Genomic DNA, 18116 nt, shown 5'->3' on the forward strand with positions numbered 1-18116 from the left:
TTTTAAAATTGTGGGGTTGCGTACTACTTAAAGGGCCGGGTTTCGCCTATTGCCGATAGTGGGAGAAGTATTGCCTGACTTCTTCCACATCCAGAGCAATGCGGGCTTTGAGCGCATCCAGCGACTCAAACTTTTGTTCCGGCCGTACCCGGTGCCGGAAAGTTACCGACACCCGGGCGCCATAAATCTCCTGATCAAAATTCAACAGATGCACTTCAAGCAACGCCTTGCCGTTGTCTTTTACGGTTGGACGATATCCAATATTGGCAGCGCCCTCGGCCGCAATACATTCGTCGTCAGCCAAAAAGATCTCGACCGTGCAGGCGTAGACTCCATGCAGCGGAATGTTGCGTCGATTCAATGCCAGATTGCAGGTTGGGAAACCCAGGTCACGACCAAGCTGCTGCCCGCGCACAACCGTACCCGAAATGGTATAGGGCCGGCCCAGTACCTCGGCAACGCGATCAAAATCTGCCTTTGCCAGACACTCACGTACATAAGTGCTGCTGACCCGGACGCCATCCGACACGCAACTGGCTGTCTCCACCACGTCAAACCCAGCCCGCTTACCGTATCGACACAGCAATTCGAAATCACCACCGCGCTGGTAGCCAAACCGGAAGTCGTTGCCGACAATCAGACAGCGGACATTGAGACCCGCCACCAGCACATCTTCCACATAGGACTCAGGGCTCAATTGACTGAGCTCCTGATTAAACTCCAGCAGATAAACGTAGTCCACACCCATGGCACGCAGCAGTTCAACCTTCTCACCTGCCTCACTCAATCGCGGAGGACAGGACCGGGGATCGCTGGCAAAAAATTCCTCAGGGTGAGGCTCAATAACAATGACTACCGACGGCACCGCATAATCTGCAGCCTTTTCCAGCAGTTGCGCAACAATACGCTGATGCCCCAGATGCACACCATCAAACTTGCCAATCGTCGCCACACAGCCAGAGTGCTGCTGCAGGAAACCTTCAGTATTGTGGATGACTCTCATTGCCGGAAGCTGCCGAAAAACAAGGATTATAACGCGTCACGCGCCCGCTTCCCACCGCCGAATTCCCTCATCCCCTCAATAGCATCGCCGAGAGCCCACCGCTGCCCTACCAGAGGGTCCCGGAGTCCGGGCGTGCATCGCCTCGAAGCGCATGCCGCGAGAGCCGATCACCCCGGGCTGCGAGGCCCGATCCACTGGCCAGAGACCCACATGCATCAGCAGAGGGTCCCGGAGTCCGGGCGTGCATCGCCTCGAAGCGCATGCCGCGAGAGCCGATCACCCCGGGCTGCGAGGCCCGATCCACTGACACTGAACCCGGCCCATCAGTCTCAGTTGTCAGAGCCCCCAGTGCTCCCACCCAACCGACCACGCCCCGCCCGATACAGTATCCGCCCCAGTACCAGCGCCCCCACAATCACAACAAACTGCCCCACAAACGCATTCGCCACCGAAATCGAATCCGGGCGAGTCATGATGAATCCGAGATTGATGGCTGTCAGCACTGCCGCAATCACACAAATTGCAGACAGCACCAGAAAAACGATGCCCATGATTTTTTGCATTGTTCAGCCCTCGCCTTCACACTATGACTCAAGCGCAGAATTATGGCAGCGTGTGCCAGCATCGACAACTGGATCAAGCGCGCCACGACCGGTATCATCAACACTTCTCAGCACCATTCAATCTGGAACCTTATGCTTGGCCAAATACTGATTACCCTGCTGGTCATTATTGCCGCCGTTATCTTCCTGCGCAGACAACGCTCGCGGGAACAGACGGGCACCAGGAAGGCGCCACTACCGCGGCGCTCCGACCCGTGGCATGCCGATAACCGACAGAACACTCCGCCTCCAGATCCAACCGGCACCCAGGCACCCATGGCCAGTAACTTGAAAACCGTGTTGTGGCTTGTGCTGGCAGGCGTTGTTACCATCGGCAGCGTCACCACCTACCTGCAATGGCAGGATCAGCAACGACTGGTGACCGTTCTGCTGTATCGTGACGCAGATCAGAACCCGATTATTTACCGCGTTTCCAAGCGTAACATCGGAGAACGCAGCTTTATCACCGAAGATGGCACTCAAGTAACTGTCTCGACCAACGAGCGCATGGAAATCGTCGGCCTCTGACACATTGTCAGTAACGACCGATCATCGCCCGGCTGACGCGCTTTGTCGAATACTCGACAATTACCCGCTAAAACTCTGTTAAGCTGAACACATTCGGAATTGAGCCAGGGCCATTCCCTTTCCTCTCTCGACAAAACCAAAGGACCGGAACTCTTTTAATGCCCATATTTCGCTATTTCATTCTTTGCCTGTTGTTGCTTCCCGTTCTGGCGGCCGCCCGGGACACGATTGTAGAGCTGGAAGACGGCAGCACTGTGAAAGTTTTCCTGTTTCAACCCAGCAATGAACACGGCGACGGTCCCTGGCCATTGTGTGTATTGATGCCTGGAGGCGACGGCAATGAGTACGTTGCTCGCGCCCAGTTCTGGCTGGGCAAGGAACTGGCTACCCGTGGCTGGATGATCGCGGTGCCGGTTTCACCTACCAACACACCATTCACCGGCATTAATGGACAAAAAATACCAAAAGTCATCAGCCATTTGCAGGAATCACCGGAAATTCAGACCGGCAAAGCTCTGCTCGTGGGCGTTTCCACCGGTGGCAGTTCCGCACTTGAGCTCGCCGCACAGCATCCCGAGCAGTATTATGGCGTTGTTGCCGTGCCCGGCATGATGAAAGACCTGTCGCTGATTGGTGATATGAAGGATTTGCCGGTCTATCTGCGAGTAGCGGAAGATGACCTGTTCCGTTGGAATGAACAAATGCCTGCGCTTGCTGGCGCGCTGCGCGCCGGCGGGGCCCGGGTAGATGCGGCCCTGGTGCCTGATGCCCGCCATGTGTTTCAGCTGGACTGGGACAGGCTGCATCCCTGGCTCGAGTCATTGCCAACCACAGAACACATTGCACCAATACCCAAATAGAATAGCAGGCCTGCATTTTTGCGAGGCCCCCTTTCGCGTTGACACTCCCAGCAATCACCCAACCCAATCGGTGACTGGTGGTGCTTTTAAATGTGGCATGCTAAAGTTCGCAACCTCGCAGACACTCAATGCCATGCTGGAGATGCTGGATGAAACTGATCACCGCTATCATCAAACCGTTCAAGTCCGACGATGTTCGCGAAGCGCTCTCTGATCTGGGCGTTAACGGCATGACCATGACCGAAGTCAAAGGGTTCGGTCGCCAGAAAGGCCATACAGAATTGTACCGTGGGGCAGAATATGTCGTCGATTTTCTACCTAAAGCCAAGATAGAAGTGGCCGTAGCGGACGACCTGGTCGATTCAGCCATCGAAGCCATCTGCAAGGCGGCCAACACGGGCCATATCGGAGACGGCAAGATATTTGTGACCGCGCTTGAACAGAGCATTCGCATCCGTACCGGCGAAACCGGCAACGAAGCCCTATAATTCCACAGGGCACTCACTCAGCGACCACCAACGCAAGATCATCCGACAGACAGCCGGTTTACGCCTGCTGCCTGTCAATGACCCGCAACGTCACCATCGCATAAACCAGCTTATTACCCGCCTCATCAAAAAAAGTCACCGCCACCAGCGATGTAGACCTGCCTTTGTTGATCAACTCGCCCTGTAATCGAACTCTTGGGCCAAGCACTGGATCCAGGTAGTCAATACGCATATTGATCGTCGTAATCCAGTAGTCCTCACGTGCAGGAAACAGCGTCCGGATGGTGTACAGCGCCACCATGTCGACATACGTACCGGTAAAACCGCCAAACAATTGCTGCCTCGGGTTTAGCACCTGTGTTGGCACATGTACATCCAGGTCTATGAAACCTTCCTCTTCGCGTATGACTTTCCAGTCAGGCGCTTCCAGTAGATCACCGGCACAATGGCCGGGGCGCATAAAAATAGGGGGTTGACGGTCCGAGCTCATAATTTCCTTGCGTTAGAAATCGAAAAAATAAATCTCAAGGTTCATTTGCACCCTCGGGTCTGGCTGCCAATCGTTCTCGTGCTCGGCCAACAGTTGTGGCACAAGTTCCAGTACCAGCCAGTCTTCGTATATTGCTTTGCGGTATACCATCTGCGCGAAATAATTGTCGACGGTTGCCACCGGCTGATTCTGACCGATCAGCCCTATTTCGTAGGTCAGGGTTTCACGTTCACCCAGGGTCTGGTAGAGCGCCACAGACTGGCTGAATTCGGTCAAGCGTTCATCATGTTCATAATTAACTTCAGACTCGACGCGAAAATTCAATTTATCAGTGAGTATGCGGGTAAAAAATACGCGTGTGTCCTGACCCCAGCCTTCATTGTTGTAATAGAATATCCGGGTGCTGAATCCAGCATACCAGTCATCGCTGAGGTCGACGCCATAACGAACCCGGAACCGATAGAACGGATCCAGAGGAATTTTGGCTCGCATGCCAACGTCATGGTTAAATCGCCAACCGTTACGTTCCGGATGCTCATAGCGGAAACCACCGGTGAACGAAGCCGTGGACACGTTATTCAGTCGCTGATCACGCAATGAATCGCGTTCCGTGTTTTCCGATTCGAAAATGAGCTTCCAGCGTTCAGTGGCGCGAGGCAGGTCAATGCTGCCGCCGACCCGAATATTGCCATGATAAGTATTGAAGCGACCTACGCGCTGGTTGATACGCAGACGCATGTAGCTTTCATTGCTGCGCTCGCCGATACCTTCACCCGCCAGCCAGTCATCCAGATTGCGACCAATCACTGATACGTTTTTAGAGACACCATCACGCCTGGCTTCGAGCCAACGCCACGCATTGGTGTGCTCAATTTCTGCCATTGTCCGCGTGATGATATCGTCACCTTCGGCCAATTCCGCTGCATCGCCGCCAGCATTATCAGCACTATTGGCACTATCGGCATGATCAGGGCTGTCGGTATCGTCGACGGGTTCAGAGGCCGCACGCCTGCTTTCATCAAACCCCGCATCCGGCTGCGCCATGACAGCAGAACTCAATAGTAGACCGCTCGCCAGCAGCATTGGCATAAAAGCAGCCCATATCAGGCGACGCAAAATCATTCCGGGCAGAAACATCAATGTCCTGTTACTCAATAAGGCAGGCATGCGCACTACAGCTCCCCCTAAACCATTCCCTTGTATTAACACAATGAGCTGATTGTGCCAGAAACGCACATGAAATCAGTAAGCCGGCTGGCAGTGTAATCCACTCAGAGCCGGGCAACCAGCGATATGCCAAGAATTCCCGGCTTTGCCCTTATTTGCCACTTTTCCTCCATAATTGGCGCTCTGTTTGTGGTCCATTCGTGCTCGACTGACGCTCTACTAATGACCCGTGATCATGTTGTATTCCAGCACGCCGATCACCCATTCCGCACCGTGATGCAAAGGTTCAACCGCCAGCACCACTGACAGCGCGGCCACAACCAGCAAAGTGACAACCTGCCGGTAGCTTAGCAGGCGCCGGCTATCCAGCCGCAGCAGAGCGTGAACTCTGGCATGCAGATCACTGCCATCAAACGCGACGCCCTGTAGCGGTGCTGTTGAACGGCGCAAAACTCGCCCGATTTGCACCAGCGCCTGGGCAACAGATAGAGACCCATAGTCTCGCGCGGCGGCGAAATCACAGGACTCCTCGCATAGCAGGTGTAAATCATGCACAACAATCTGTCTCCAGGCGTCTGGCAAGACAAGACAAAAAACGCGCCCGATCAATATTCGCAGGTTGTCACGACGGCGACGATGAGCCTGCTCGTGGACAAGGATGATGGCCAGCTCCTCGGAGGAGCAGCCGGAAAGAAGCCCTGAACTGACGTATACCCTTGGCCGCCACCAGCCCAGCGTAAACACGGCTGGCTCTTCAGCGTCCAGCAATCGGAACCCGGATTCGCGACTGGACAGGGCATCGAACTGCCGGCGCATACGAACGCCCCGCAGCAAACCAGCCAAAAAATGCCATAACAAGCCGATGGCTGCGGCCACGGCCAGGCCGAACCCGGTCCAGGCCAGTATGCTGGTACTGGTGGTAGGTACATGGGGTGCACAATTGCCATGGCAATGCGGCTCCAGTAGCAGGCCACCGAGCGTAGGCAGCAACAGCAACAGCGTGGTCATCAGACTCAGTACAAAAGGTGCAGACCAGAGCAGCAACAACAGATTGCTGCCGTGCGCAGGATGCAGGCGGAAAAGGCCGGGACGAAGCAGTGGGTAAAACGCCCGTAACACCAGCGTCAACATTAACCAAAGTACCAGCCAGATCAGACACAATGTACCAAAGGTATTAATCATCAGACACTTCCCCCTGCTGCTCAACAGAGATCAGCTCTGATTTGCGACGCCTGATCAGGGCTTCCAGATCATCCAGAGAGGCATCATCGAGGTCGGAGGCAACCTGTACAAAACTGCTGAGTATGGTTTCCATGTCGCCATCGTGCAGCAGCTGAATAACATCACCTAGCATGCGGCCAAGCAGTTTCCCCCGCGAAACCGATGCATGATAGGTGTAGGCATGCCCCTGTTTAATGCGATCAACATAGGTTTTACGGAACAGCCGCTCCAATGTCGACTGTATTGTACTCAGACCGGGAGCTCGACGCTGAAGGCCTTTGGCGTCAAGTATTTCACGAATTTCGCGCGCATCCAGATGTGGCCTCTGCCAGAGTGCCTCAAGCACACGCAGTTCCAGCTCGCCCAGGTTATGGCTCAAAATATTCGACGCAGTGCGCTTTTTCAGCATTCAGTATCCATACAGGCGTTCATAAAACGGTTTTTTCCGCCTGCAATGTAGCCTCGATTCCGAAAAAAAGCAAAAACCGATCGCCTATCGGCCGTTTATTGTATTTATTTATGTTGTTTATCAATAACTTAAGAATGCTTGCGTTTTTATTGGCCTATAATTCAGGTTTCCACCGACAGGCAACGGGCCTGCAAACTGCCCAGAGGTACAGATCATTGACTAACTCCAGACTCTCATTGGCAACAACCATGGCACTGGTTATAAGCAGCCACACTTATGCTGCCGAGGCCGAAAATGACGCGCCACAGGAAATACTTGTGTTTGGCAGCGACTTTGACCTGAGAGGCACTCCCGTCACAGCCGCCGAGGGTATCATCTACGATACCCAACTGGAGTTACGGCCGGTCTCCCGTACGGCAGAGCTACTGGAATTTGTACCCGGCCTGATCGCTACCCAGCACAGCGGCGAAGGCAAGGCCAACCAGTACTTTGTGCGTGGCTTCAATCTGGATCATGGTACTGACTTCGCGCTGCGCCTGGACGATATGCCCATCAACATGCCCAGCCACGGCCATGGCCAGGGGTATGCGGACATCAACTTTATCATTCCCGAACTGGTCAACCAGCTGACGTTCCGTAAAGGCCCCTACTACGCCGACGGTGGCGATTTTGCCACCGCCGGTTCAGCCGAGTTCAGTTACGCAGACAGTCTCGAACAGGGTTTGCTCAACCTGACGCTGGGAGAAAACAATTATCAGCGGCTGTTCCTGGGTGAATCCGTTGATCTGTTCGCGGGTCAACTGACGCTTGCCGGCGCCGTTACGCAATACGAAGGCCCATGGGATCGCGACCAGGACCTTGATAGCCGGCAGGCGCTGGTCAAATACCATGAAGCATCCGCAGCGCGCGAATGGAGCCTCACCGGTATGAGTTACCTCAATGACTGGGATTCGAGCGACCAGATCCCGCTGCGTGCAGTTGAAAATGGTACGCTTAGCCGCTTCGGCAATGTTGACCCCACCGTGGGTGGCCAGAGCCGACGCAACAGCCTGTCGTTTGAGTGGCAGGAGAATCTGAGCGCAGATGATCAGTGGAATTTCAGTGCTTACCTGATGGACTACACACTCGACCTGTATTCCAACTTTACTTATTTTGCCAACGACCCGGTTCGCGGTGACCAGTTCCAGCAGGCAGACGATCGTCGTGTCGCCGGATTCGAAACGGAATACCGACGCACCCTGCAAACTGAAATCCCGACAGAAATTACCGTCGGTTTCCAGAACCGTTATGACGATATTGACGTCGGTCTTTATCTCACCGAGCAGCGAGCGATTTACGACACCGTGCGTGCCGACAATGTCGAGCAGACTCTGAACAGCCTCTATGCGTCCGTGCAGCATCAGTGGACGGATCGCTTCCGCTCAGTGACATCCTTGCGCGCCGACCATTATTCGTTTGATGTGGCAGCCGGCATCGCAGCCAACAGCGGTTCAGGTGATGACACTCTGATCAGTCCCAAGCTGAATCTGATTTACAGCCCCATGCCCAAACTCGAAACTTTCTTAAGCGCTGGCCAGGGCTTCCACAGTAATGATGCACGTGGCACCGTAATCAGTATTGATCCAGTCAGTGGCGACCCCATAGATAGTGTAGACCCACTGGCGACTGCACGCAGCTATGAGGCAGGTTTCCGGACCTCGCTGATCCCCAAAACCCAGATTGCCGTGACCGCATTCAATATGCGACTGTCCTCAGAGCTTATTTATGTCGGTGACGCAGGCAATACCGAGGCCGTCGCTCCAAGTGAACGCACCGGTATCGAAATCAGCGGTCTGTACTCACCTACCAGCTGGTTGCTGTTCGACGCAGATGTCAGCCATACCAAGGCGCGATTGCGCGGTGTTGGCGCCGACAATTATATCGGAAACGCGCCAGAACGAACGGCATCGCTGGGCATGATTATCGACGATCTGAATAACTGGAGCGGCGGCATCCGACTGCGCTACCTGGGCGAGGCGCCGCTCAGCGAAGCACGCCGACCACGCTCCGAGGCAACTTTTCTGATGAATGCACAAACAACGTATCAGCTCTCACCCAGTCTGTCAGTGTCGCTGGAATTGCTGAATGTGCTGGATAGCGATGACCGGGACATTACCTACTTTTACGAGTCCCAACTGCCCGGCGAAGCCGCACCGGTAGAAGATATTCACTTCCACCCGGTCGAGCCACGCAGTGTTCGCGTTAGCCTGCAAGCGCGCTTCTGATTTTAAGACTGTAACGTGAAACCCTGGACGCACCTGGCGGGCGAAAAAAAGCTTGCCAGGTTGCCCAGGACACTTTTCGGCGTCCGACACAAGCGGCCTACATTAAATACCTTTCGTTTCACTATACTCAGCGCTTTATAAGAAATCCATGTCGCCCGCTGTCAGCCACCACTTTCCCTGCAACTTTTCTGCAGACGGCCCCTGAGTCCAGGCATTGCAGGGAATGTGTATGCCAGTGGCATCTGCCTGCAGGCCTGTTGCCTGAAAGCGTTGTTGCTGGCCCGCACTTAACCAGAATACCATCGGCCGACCGATGTCGTGGCCGTGTCGGCATAATGCCTGCAGAGCAGCTGCCATATTTTTGTCCGCGGTGATGATATCCATGATCAGAAAGCCTTCACCATGGTCACGGGTGACTGCGACCGCTTTTTCACCCGATGTATGGCTGATAACATGAAACTGATAATCCAGTCCCGGCCTCTGCACATACCGGTAGAACAGATAGTGCGCATTGCGCAGTCCGACAATGCCATCAGTAAACGCCAATGCCATTTGTTGCCATAAGACGTCAACCCGCTTCCAGTCGCCACTGTCCGGCGACCCTGACGCGACAGTCCAGGCATCATCACCTGTATTAGTATCAAAACAACCGGGCGGAAATGACAGTGCCATCAGCTCATCGGTTTTGGCGTATAGTTTAAGGCGCTGGGCAACATGCATGGCCTTGAGGTTGGGAAAACCAAAACCCAACAGGTGCCGCCGGGTATTGCCGGCATGCAGCTCCAGCATGGTCGCCGCCGTCAGAAAGAACAGACTGCTTCGGCTGTAGAAACTTCGATGCTGTGGCAGAACCATGACATCGCAGATCTGCAGAGCCTGTTCAGGTGCGCCGAAATACAGAATATCGCGACTGATACCACCATAATGAGCTACCGCCTCCCCTTGCTTGCAGGCCACCACAGAATGCCCGCGCCCCTGACCATACTTCCAGTGCCAGAGTTCGGCGTTAAAGTCAGTGTCAAAACTGTTTTCAAACAGGCTACGGAATTGTTCTATCGACAGTGCCTCAGCAGGCAACAGAGTGACATCGGTGTCTTCCATGCGGAACGATAGCAGAGCATGAACGTAGCGCCCGCTGCGGCATCTGGACAGATCAGCTGACATGCTCTGGCGCAAATCCGACAGCACCTGCGTGGACAGCCCGGTGCGTTCTGTCAGTGTTACCATGTGCTGCTCAAGCAACGGCAGGCAACGTTGTAGCCAGTCACCCACACCAACACTGACATCATGCTGCTGAGTCAATTCAAAACCGGCCCGGCCTGCCATTTGCACGACGTGTGTCAGCACGGGCAGCGGTTCGGCAACCCGCTCGGCATCATCGCCGGTAAACTCTTCCTGAATCAGTAACTGGCCACCGGCTTTCAGTAACCGGCGCGCATGCGCAAACACGGTTAAAGGGGATTGATAACGGGCGCTGTTTTGCAGGATCAATACATCAAAACGCTGGTCCGGCTCAAACGCCTGCAGCTCAGCAAGTGCCAACGGTGCCTCACTGGCAAAGCGTTGCCTGGCGGCAGCAATTGCTGCCTCATTAGCGTCAATCGCGGTGACCTGATACCCAGACGCCATCAGTTGCTGTGCCAGCATGCCGGTACCGCAACCAACATCAAGCACAGACGACCCCGGCCCGTGTTCCAGCATGGCAAGCAATTTTGTTGTCATCGCCTGTTGCGCTTCAACGATGCTTAAACCGGGCTCGGCCTGCAAACCGTAACTGAGAAAGTCAACCTGACCAAACGCCAGTTCCAGCAACTCGGCGTATACGTTTAGCGGGAAAATCAGTGACTGATGTGTCGTCTTCATGATGCGCATTATACGGTACAATAGCCGGCATGAGTAAAACGGGAACTGATATGAGTAAAACTGGCATTGCCTGGCTCGATACCCTGCTACGCGGCACCCACGGAGAGCTGCGCATGGCTCCCCGCGTCAGCCTGCAGCGATTGCTGGCGCTGCGCACGCTGGTTACGGCCACGGGTATTCTGGGCACGTTTATATTCGACTTTTTCTCGCCTCTGAATCTGCCCGTGTTACCCATCGCGGCCCTACTGGTCGGCATTGTGGTCTCTCTGGCCCTGGGCGTGTGGCGCGTGCGTCGTGCGACACTGATTACCACGCGCGAGTTGGCAGCTCACCTGGCCCTCGACTTTGTATTTGTGACTGTGTTGCTGATTTACACAGGTGGTGCCACCAACCCACTGATCTCATACCTGTTGGTGCTTCTGGCGGTCGGCGCCACATTGCTGAACCTGTTCTGGGCCAACATCTTTTCGGCACTGGCGATTGTTGTGTATACCGTACTTTTACTGATAGGCATTGCCACCGATCAGCATGCAGAACATATGGTTCCCGACTTTCAGGTTCACCTGGTTGGCATGTGGGTGACATTTGTTGTCAGCGCACTGCTGATTACTGCATTTGTCAGTCGTATGGCGCAGGCCATTCGCAGTCGCGAGGTGACGCTGGCCAAGGCGCGCGAAGATGCCATGCGCAATGAACAACTGGTAGCCATTGGAACACTGGCAGCCGGCACTGCGCACGCACTGGGAACGCCACTGGCGACCATGGCCGTGCTGTTGTCAGAGCTTGATGACCAGTCGGAAGAACAATTGCGTGAACAAAACGTGAAGGCAGATATCCATCTGTTGCGCGAGCAGGTGGTGCGCTGCAAACACTCGCTGGATGAGCTGACGCGATTTTATAACAAGAATGATCGCAGCCAGCCCGGGCGGCTGCGCCTGTGCAACTTTGATGACGCCGTGCGCGATTACATCACGAACATCCATCCGGGCGCACACATTGACTTCACCATGGATGAAGACTGCCGTGAGCTGATGATTTCAGCGGACATCACCATCCGGCATGCGTTGATCAACATCATTGAAAACGCCATCAAAGCCGCCCGCTCTCAGGTGTCGGTGACCTATTCCGGCGCACAACCGCCACAGCCCCAGGTATTGATGTCAGTTCAGGATGATGGCCCCGGCATCCCGCCGGAGGTCCTGGAAAGCATGGGCGAGCCATTTATCTCGACCCGCAGCGACAGCATGGGCCTGGGGATTTTCCTGGCTAATGCATCCATACAGAGGCACGGTGGCAGTATCGAAATATTCAACGTCAAGGATGCCGGTGCCCGCACCGTCATCAGGCTTCCAGTGAGTACCTGACATGGACCAAAAGCTGATTTTACTGATTGAAGATGATGCCGTGTTCGCACAGGTCATGAGCCGGGCTCTGGAGCGCCGCAATTTCCAGGTAGTCCATGCCAGTGACCTGGACGCAGCACGACTCGCCATCGCCACTAACAACCATGACTATGCCATCGTAGATCTGAACCTGGCCGGGCATTCATCACTGGAGCTGATTCCCCTGTTAAAAGACAAGCGCCCGGACAGCCCGATTTTGATGCTGACCGGATATGCCAGCATCGCCACCGCTGTCGAGGCCATCAAGCTGGGCGCGGACAACTATCTGGCCAAACCTGCTGATGCCAACGACATTGTCAGCGCCTTGACGGCGAGTCCGGCTGCCGATCACGCGCCCATGTCCATTCAGCAGCCAATGTCGGTACGCCGACTGGAATGGGAGCATATCCAGAAGATTCTGAAGGAAAATGACGGCAATATTTCGGAGACAGCACGGCAATTGAATATGCACCGGCGCACACTTCAGCGCAAATTGCAGAAAAAGCCGGTTTCCGGTTGACTGTTCGCCGGCGTCAGTTCTGACGCTTCAGACAGAACCAGGCAGCGATGCTCAGCACCAGCGCCAGCCATTCACTGATATATATCTGCAACACGGTGGCATTGTAGGCCTGCTCGACCAGCACGCCCCAGCTGCGCGCAGCCACCAGACCGGCATAGGTGAATACCAGCAATAGAACTCCGGCTGACGCGTACGATTTGTGGCGTAACGCACACACCAGCAAAAAGGCACCCAGGGCGAGCATGAATCCGCCGTAGACTGCCCGAAGCTCGGTGTAACCCATATCGCTGCGCAGATCGACTCCCACGACCTCGAACCAGGCCACCACATCAACGCTAAACAACCAGCCAATTCCCAGGTAAATGAGTCCATTCAACGCCAGCAAAGCTGGAGGAAACACGCGAGCCAGTACATTCATCTGTAATTCCTTCAATTTCAGGGTTTTGATTGTGCGGCCTGCCACAGAAAATGACTTTTGGCACTCAGAGCAACGGCACGGGCATGGTATAACGTTCGCCGCAATGCTCTCCACAAAATTCGGCACACACAGTGATCGCCGGGTACGCCGCAAACGTATAACAACAACTATCGGTCAGCATACCAAAAAGCGCGCCAGTTCGCCGCTTGGTGCATTGCATTGAAAAAAACTCTGGATACACTACGCATCACGCCCATGAAAGCAGTCAGCAACAAGCGGAGCCTGTCGTGAAAAAACAATATTTGGTAGCTATAGGCCTGGTCATCCTGATCGCGGCATGGATGTTGGTCCCCAGAGGCGATGCCGATCGCGATGAGCGCTACGCCAGCGCCGACATCGACAGAAGCGTGACCGCAGTGGCCGATGACGGATCCAATCGTGTGTCATCTGCAGCTGACTTCACTGTCCGCGCAACCCGGTCCAGCGTTGACACTTACACCCAGACGGTCAGTGTCCGCGGGCGCACCCAGGCTTTCCGTCTGGTTGATGTGCGCGCCGAGACATCCGGCCGTGTCATTGGCACACCCGCTGCCCGCGGCGCCCGGGTAAAGGCCGGCGACGTTCTGTGCGAACTCGCCATTGATACCCGCGAAACAGACCTGCAGGAAGCGCTTAGCCGTCAAGAGCAGGCTCGCCTGGAATATCAGGGTGGCCAGGATCTGTTCCAACGCGAGCTGATTTCCCGATCGGCACAGGCTCAGTTAAAAACGACCTATGACGCCGCCATCGCAGCCGTCAAACGCGCTGAACTGGCGCTGGAACGCACCAAAATCCGGGCACCTTTTGACGGTATTGTGGAAACACGCGCTATTGAAGTCGGCGACTATATGGACATGGGTGGACAGTGCGCTTCATTGTTTGATGACGACCCCATGCTACTGGTAGGGCAAGTACCAGAACAGGAGGTCAGCAAACTCGAGATCGGTACCCGTGTCACGGGCATTATGGTGACCGGCGAGCGGATCAACGGCGAACTGACCTATCTTGCCCGCGCGGCAGACCCGATCTCCCGAAGCTACCGCATCGAAGTACGGCTCGAACCACAGCAGACGCCGATCCGTCAGGGCATCAGTACCGAGATCCTGCTGGACGCCTCACAAATCAGCGCGCACCTGGTGCCGCCGTCATCTGTCACGCTCGACGATGCCGGACTGATGGGCGTAAAAACACTGAACAGTGACAATGAAGTGGAATTCCACCGTGTTCAGATCGTGGGCGAAAGCACACGAATTGATGAGTCCGGCTTCTGGGTAACCGGGCTGCCTGATGACGTTGTTCTGATTACGGTCGGTCAGGAGCTGGTCTTCGAGGGACAAATCGTCAACGCCAATTTTGACTGGTCACAATTATGACATATATCAAAGCTGCGGTGTCCCGCTCCAGAACCACGCTCAGCGTATTTGCTGTCATCATTCTTGCGGGACTGGCTGCGTATCGCTCAATACCGGTAGAACTGAACCCTGATGTCACCGTACCGGTGATTATCACCACCATCATTCTGCCCGGCATTTCGCCGGAAGATGCCGAGCGTTTGCTGGCCAGACCCAGTGAGATTGAACTCAACAATATTGACGGCATTTCCCAGCTGCGTTCTTTTTCCAGCGAAGGCTCCGCCACCATTATTACCGAGTTTGACGTCAGTTTTGACCCGGACCTGGCCCTGAACGATATCCGCTCAGCGCTGGACCGGGCCAAAGCCCGATTCCCGCAGAACACTGAAGAACCCTTGATCCAGGAAGTTTCTGCGGCAACCGTGCCAGTTGTACAGATCGCTCTGGGCGGCGAAGGCGTGTCCGAACGCGTATTGCTGCGTATCGCACAGACGCTGCAAAGACAGATTGAGAACCTGCCCGAAATTCTGACAGCGGACACAATTGGCGCGCGTGAAGAGCTGTTGGAAATTATTGTTGATCCGTCAAAACTGGAAACCTACGGCGTTACCAACCAGCAACTGGTTCAGGCCGTCACCAACAACAACCGTCTGATTCCGGCCGGCACACTGAATACCGGCAGCGGCGCATTCTCTGTGAAAGTGCCTGGCCTGATTGAAACCGCTGACGATGTCTATCAGCTTCCGATTGCTGCCAATGCCGATGGTGTTGTCGTGCTAAGTGACCTTGCCGAAGTGCGTCGCACCTTTAAAGATGCCGACCGTTTCGCTTATGCCAACGGTGACCGCTCCATCTCCCTGGACGTGCAGAAACGCAAGGGCGCCAACCTGGTTGAGGCCATGGATAAAATCGATCTGATTGTGCAGGACATGCGCACGCGCATCCCGCCAGCAGTCGAAATCACCTACCTCAACAACACCATTCCGCTGGTGATTGAACAGAACTCCGGCCTCCAGGGCAACATGGCCACCGCCATGGTGCTGGTCCTGGTCGTGGTCATTGCCGCTGTCGGCGTTCGCTCCGGCATACTGGTGGCGCTGGCAGTTCCCTTCTCATTCTTTTTTGCCTTCATCATCATCTCCATGCTCGGGTTCACCTACAACTTCATGGTGATTTTTGGCCTGTTGCTGGGTCTGGGTATGTTGATCGACGGCGCCATCGTCATGGTGGAATATGCCGATCGCAAACTGGCGGAAGGTTACAACCGCAAGGATGCATTTCAGGAAGCCACCAGTCGTATGTTCTGGCCTATTCTTGCGTCCACCGGTACCACGCTGGCGGCATTCCTGCCGATGATGTTCTGGCCAGGTGTGGCCGGCGAATTCATGGGCTACCTGCCGGTAACCGTATTTGCCGTTTTGATCGGTTCACTGCTTTATGCACTGGTGTTTGCACCCACGATTGGCTCACTGATCGGTGGCAAAACCGGTGTCATGGTGGGTGGCAGCAACCAGATCGGCAAGCTGGAAGAAACCCGACCTGACGAAATGCGTGGCATCGTTGGTGTATATGCGCGCATATTGCGCATGGCAGTCAAAATACCCGGGCTGGTCGCACTTGGCAGTATTACCACATTGATTGTCATCATCTGGGCCTATCTCAACTATGGCCGCGGCGTGGAATTCTTCACCAGTGTCGAACCCGCGCAAACACAGGTACAGGTATTTACCCGCGGCAACTACTCGCCTGAAGAAATTCGCGACATCATGCTGGATGTCGAGGCACGAATCGCAGATATCGGCTATTACAAAAGCATCGTGACCCAGTCTGGTGCTGGTCGCAGCATGGGTGGCGGTCAGGGCGCGGCGCCCGATCTGGTCGGCACCATCTTCCTCGAGTTTACCGACAGACGCGACCGCGATGTTAACGGTTTTGAAGTCGAAGAATTATACCGCCAGGCAATTCAGGACATTCCGGGCGTACGAGCAGAAATTGCAACACCGGAACAGGGTCCTCCCGTCGGCAAGGAATTGCAGATGGAATTTTACGGTGAAGACCTGCGCACACTGATTGCTGAAGCCAGACGGGTGCGGGCGCACCTGGAGGACAACGTTGAAGGCCTGATTGATATCGATGACACGACGCCTGTACCCGGCATTGAATGGCAGATCACCGTGGATCGTGCCCGGGCAGCGATGTCCGGTGCCAACATGAGTGAAATTGGCACGGCAATTCAATTGCTCACCAACGGTGTGATGATGGGTGATTTCCGGCCTGATGACAGCGAAGAGGAAGTTGAGATTCGTGTCCGTTACCCGGAAGAATATCGGGGTGTCGAACAGATCGACAATATCCGGATAAATACGGCCAATGGTCTGGTGCCGATTAGCAGTTTTATCAATCGCGACGCTCTGCCAGGTGTGAGTTCTATCCAACGTGTGGATGGCAACCGGGTAGTCTATGTCCGTGCCAATCCAGCACCTGGCTATGTCACCAGCAATATCGTACAGGAAGTCGAGCAGTGGATGGATGCCAATCCGTTGGCGGCCGGTATAGACTATCGTTTCCGTGGCTCCAACGAGGAGCAGGCGGAATCGTTTGCTTTCCTGCTCAGCGCCTTTGGTCTGGCGCTGGCACTGATGGCGATTTTGCTGGTAACACAGTTCAACAGCTATTATCAGGCGCTGCTGATCCTGTCTTCGGTCCTGCTGTCGACCGCCGGTGTGCTGTTGGGACTGTTGACCACCGGACAGACCTTCAGCGTGATCCTCACCGGGGTTGGTATTGTGGCTCTGGCCGGTATTATTGTTAACAACAATATCGTGCTGATCGATACCTTCAACTACCTGCGCGCCAAACACAGCGACTGGGACATTCGTGAAGTCATTGTGCAGACCGGCGTTCAGCGCCTTCGCCCTGTATTCCTGACCACATTCACGACCGGGTGTGGCCTGTTGCCACTGGCAATGCATGTTTCCATTGACCTGATCGGTTCCGAGATCGAAGTCGGTGGCCCGATCACGTCACAGTGGGTGAAACTGGCAAACGCAATTGTATTTGGTCTGTCATTTGGCACCATACTGACACTGGTTGTTACACCGGCGATGCTGGCCCTGCCTGATCATTTGCGCAGGCGTGTCAGACGAATCAAAGGCATGTTCAGCAAAAAGCAGGAAAACGCTACTGCCGAAGCATAAAGAGAAAAATGGAACAGTTGTTCGAAACCAACGCTGAAATGTAATGGTTCGTGACAGCAATCCAAACGCTTTGCAACGATTTGTCACTGGCACTTTTTGCGAAAAGTGCCTGTGATAGTATCAATTCCAGTTTGTGAGACCGCTCGTTGACGGACATCAGGCGGTCAATTCACGAACCCTCAAGGCAGGCGACGGAACATTATTCTCTGTTCCCCCCTAACTTACATGGAATCATTTTCCGTTGTCTGCCTTGAACCACCCTGCCTGAACCATCCTGCTTAAAGCAATTTCCCCGAACCAGACCGCATCGCCA

General features: G+C 54.8%; 16 protein-coding genes. 8 read left to right on the forward strand and 8 right to left on the reverse strand.

The features are described 5' to 3' along the window. Positions 1-46: 46 nt before the first annotated feature. Together ribF and PHACT_RS03405 are read right to left on the reverse strand one after the other, a co-directional pair. A complete protein-coding gene (ribF, locus tag PHACT_RS03400) occupies positions 47-1003 on the reverse strand; it encodes a bifunctional riboflavin kinase/FAD synthetase (RefSeq protein WP_070115917.1) in 957 nt (318 codons plus the stop codon). 329 nt (positions 1004-1332) lie between these two features. After that, a complete protein-coding gene (locus PHACT_RS03405; RefSeq protein ID WP_070115918.1) occupies positions 1333-1566 on the reverse strand; it encodes a hypothetical protein in 234 nt (77 codons plus the stop codon). A gap of 132 nt (positions 1567-1698) precedes the next feature. On the opposite strand from PHACT_RS03405, the gene PHACT_RS03410 reads away from it, so the two are divergent. The 3 genes from PHACT_RS03410 to PHACT_RS03420 all read left to right on the forward strand — a co-directional run bounded on the left by PHACT_RS03410 (position 1699) and on the right by PHACT_RS03420 (position 3481). Then, complete coding sequence (locus tag PHACT_RS03410; protein WP_139141426.1) at positions 1699-2133, forward strand: hypothetical protein; 435 nt, start codon at positions 1699-1701, stop codon at positions 2131-2133. A gap of 158 nt (positions 2134-2291) precedes the next feature. After that, a complete protein-coding gene (locus PHACT_RS03415) occupies positions 2292-2993 on the forward strand; it encodes a dienelactone hydrolase family protein (RefSeq protein ID WP_070115920.1) in 702 nt (233 codons plus the stop codon). 149 nt (positions 2994-3142) lie between these two features. Next, positions 3143-3481 (forward strand): P-II family nitrogen regulator, encoded by a 339-nt coding sequence (locus PHACT_RS03420; RefSeq protein WP_070115921.1) that lies wholly within the window; start codon positions 3143-3145, stop codon positions 3479-3481. 58 nt (positions 3482-3539) lie between these two features. On the opposite strand, the gene PHACT_RS03425 is transcribed toward PHACT_RS03420, so the two are convergent. From PHACT_RS03425 to PHACT_RS03440, 4 genes are all read right to left on the reverse strand, one after another. Further along, on the reverse strand, positions 3540-3971 hold the full coding sequence (locus tag PHACT_RS03425; protein WP_083264305.1) for a PaaI family thioesterase: 432 nt from the start codon (positions 3969-3971) through the stop codon (positions 3540-3542). Positions 3972-3983: 12 nt separating this feature from the next. Further along, on the reverse strand, positions 3984-5138 hold the full coding sequence (locus tag PHACT_RS03430) for a hypothetical protein (protein ID WP_139141427.1): 1155 nt from the start codon (positions 5136-5138) through the stop codon (positions 3984-3986). Positions 5139-5357: 219 nt separating this feature from the next. Continuing rightward, a complete protein-coding gene (locus PHACT_RS03435; protein ID WP_070115924.1) occupies positions 5358-6320 on the reverse strand; it encodes a M48 family metalloprotease in 963 nt (320 codons plus the stop codon). Then, a complete protein-coding gene (locus PHACT_RS03440; protein WP_070115925.1) occupies positions 6313-6768 on the reverse strand; it encodes a BlaI/MecI/CopY family transcriptional regulator in 456 nt (151 codons plus the stop codon). Before PHACT_RS03440 ends, PHACT_RS03435 begins: the two co-directional genes overlap by 8 nt. 248 nt (positions 6769-7016) lie before the next feature. On the opposite strand from PHACT_RS03440, the gene PHACT_RS03445 reads away from it, so the two are divergent. Beyond that, positions 7017-9032 (forward strand): TonB-dependent receptor, encoded by a 2016-nt coding sequence (locus PHACT_RS03445; RefSeq protein WP_070115926.1) that lies wholly within the window; start codon positions 7017-7019, stop codon positions 9030-9032. Positions 9033-9167: 135 nt separating this feature from the next. Here PHACT_RS03445 and PHACT_RS03450 read toward each other — a convergent pair whose 3' ends face one another. After that, complete coding sequence (locus tag PHACT_RS03450) at positions 9168-10895, reverse strand: methyltransferase domain-containing protein (RefSeq protein ID WP_169819378.1); 1728 nt, start codon at positions 10893-10895, stop codon at positions 9168-9170. A gap of 50 nt (positions 10896-10945) precedes the next feature. Here PHACT_RS03450 and PHACT_RS03455 point away from each other — a divergent pair, with 50 nt between their 5' ends. Then, positions 10946-12259, forward strand: coding sequence for an ATP-binding protein (locus PHACT_RS03455; protein WP_070115928.1), 1314 nt, complete (start codon positions 10946-10948; stop codon positions 12257-12259). A gap of 1 nt (position 12260) precedes the next feature. Beyond that, entirely contained in the window at positions 12261-12797 is a 537-nt protein-coding gene (locus tag PHACT_RS03460) for a response regulator transcription factor (protein WP_070115929.1), read from the forward strand. 13 nt (positions 12798-12810) lie between these two features. On the opposite strand, the gene PHACT_RS03465 is transcribed toward PHACT_RS03460, so the two are convergent. After that, entirely contained in the window at positions 12811-13215 is a 405-nt protein-coding gene (locus PHACT_RS03465; protein ID WP_070115930.1) for a DUF4345 family protein, read from the reverse strand. Positions 13216-13502: 287 nt separating this feature from the next. On the opposite strand from PHACT_RS03465, the gene PHACT_RS03470 reads away from it, so the two are divergent. Together PHACT_RS03470 and PHACT_RS03475 are read left to right on the forward strand one after the other, a co-directional pair. Beyond that, positions 13503-14627 (forward strand): efflux RND transporter periplasmic adaptor subunit, encoded by a 1125-nt coding sequence (locus tag PHACT_RS03470; protein ID WP_070115931.1) that lies wholly within the window; start codon positions 13503-13505, stop codon positions 14625-14627. Then, the gene (locus PHACT_RS03475; protein WP_070115932.1) at positions 14624-17803 is read left to right on the forward strand and encodes an efflux RND transporter permease subunit; all 3180 of its coding nucleotides are present in this window, start codon (positions 14624-14626) and stop codon (positions 17801-17803) included. The genes PHACT_RS03470 and PHACT_RS03475 overlap by 4 nt, the downstream gene beginning before the upstream one ends. Positions 17804-18116: the final 313 nt, after the last annotated feature.

The organism is Pseudohongiella acticola (assembly GCF_001758195.1).
GTDB lineage: Bacteria > Pseudomonadota > Gammaproteobacteria > Pseudomonadales > Pseudohongiellaceae > Pseudohongiella > Pseudohongiella acticola.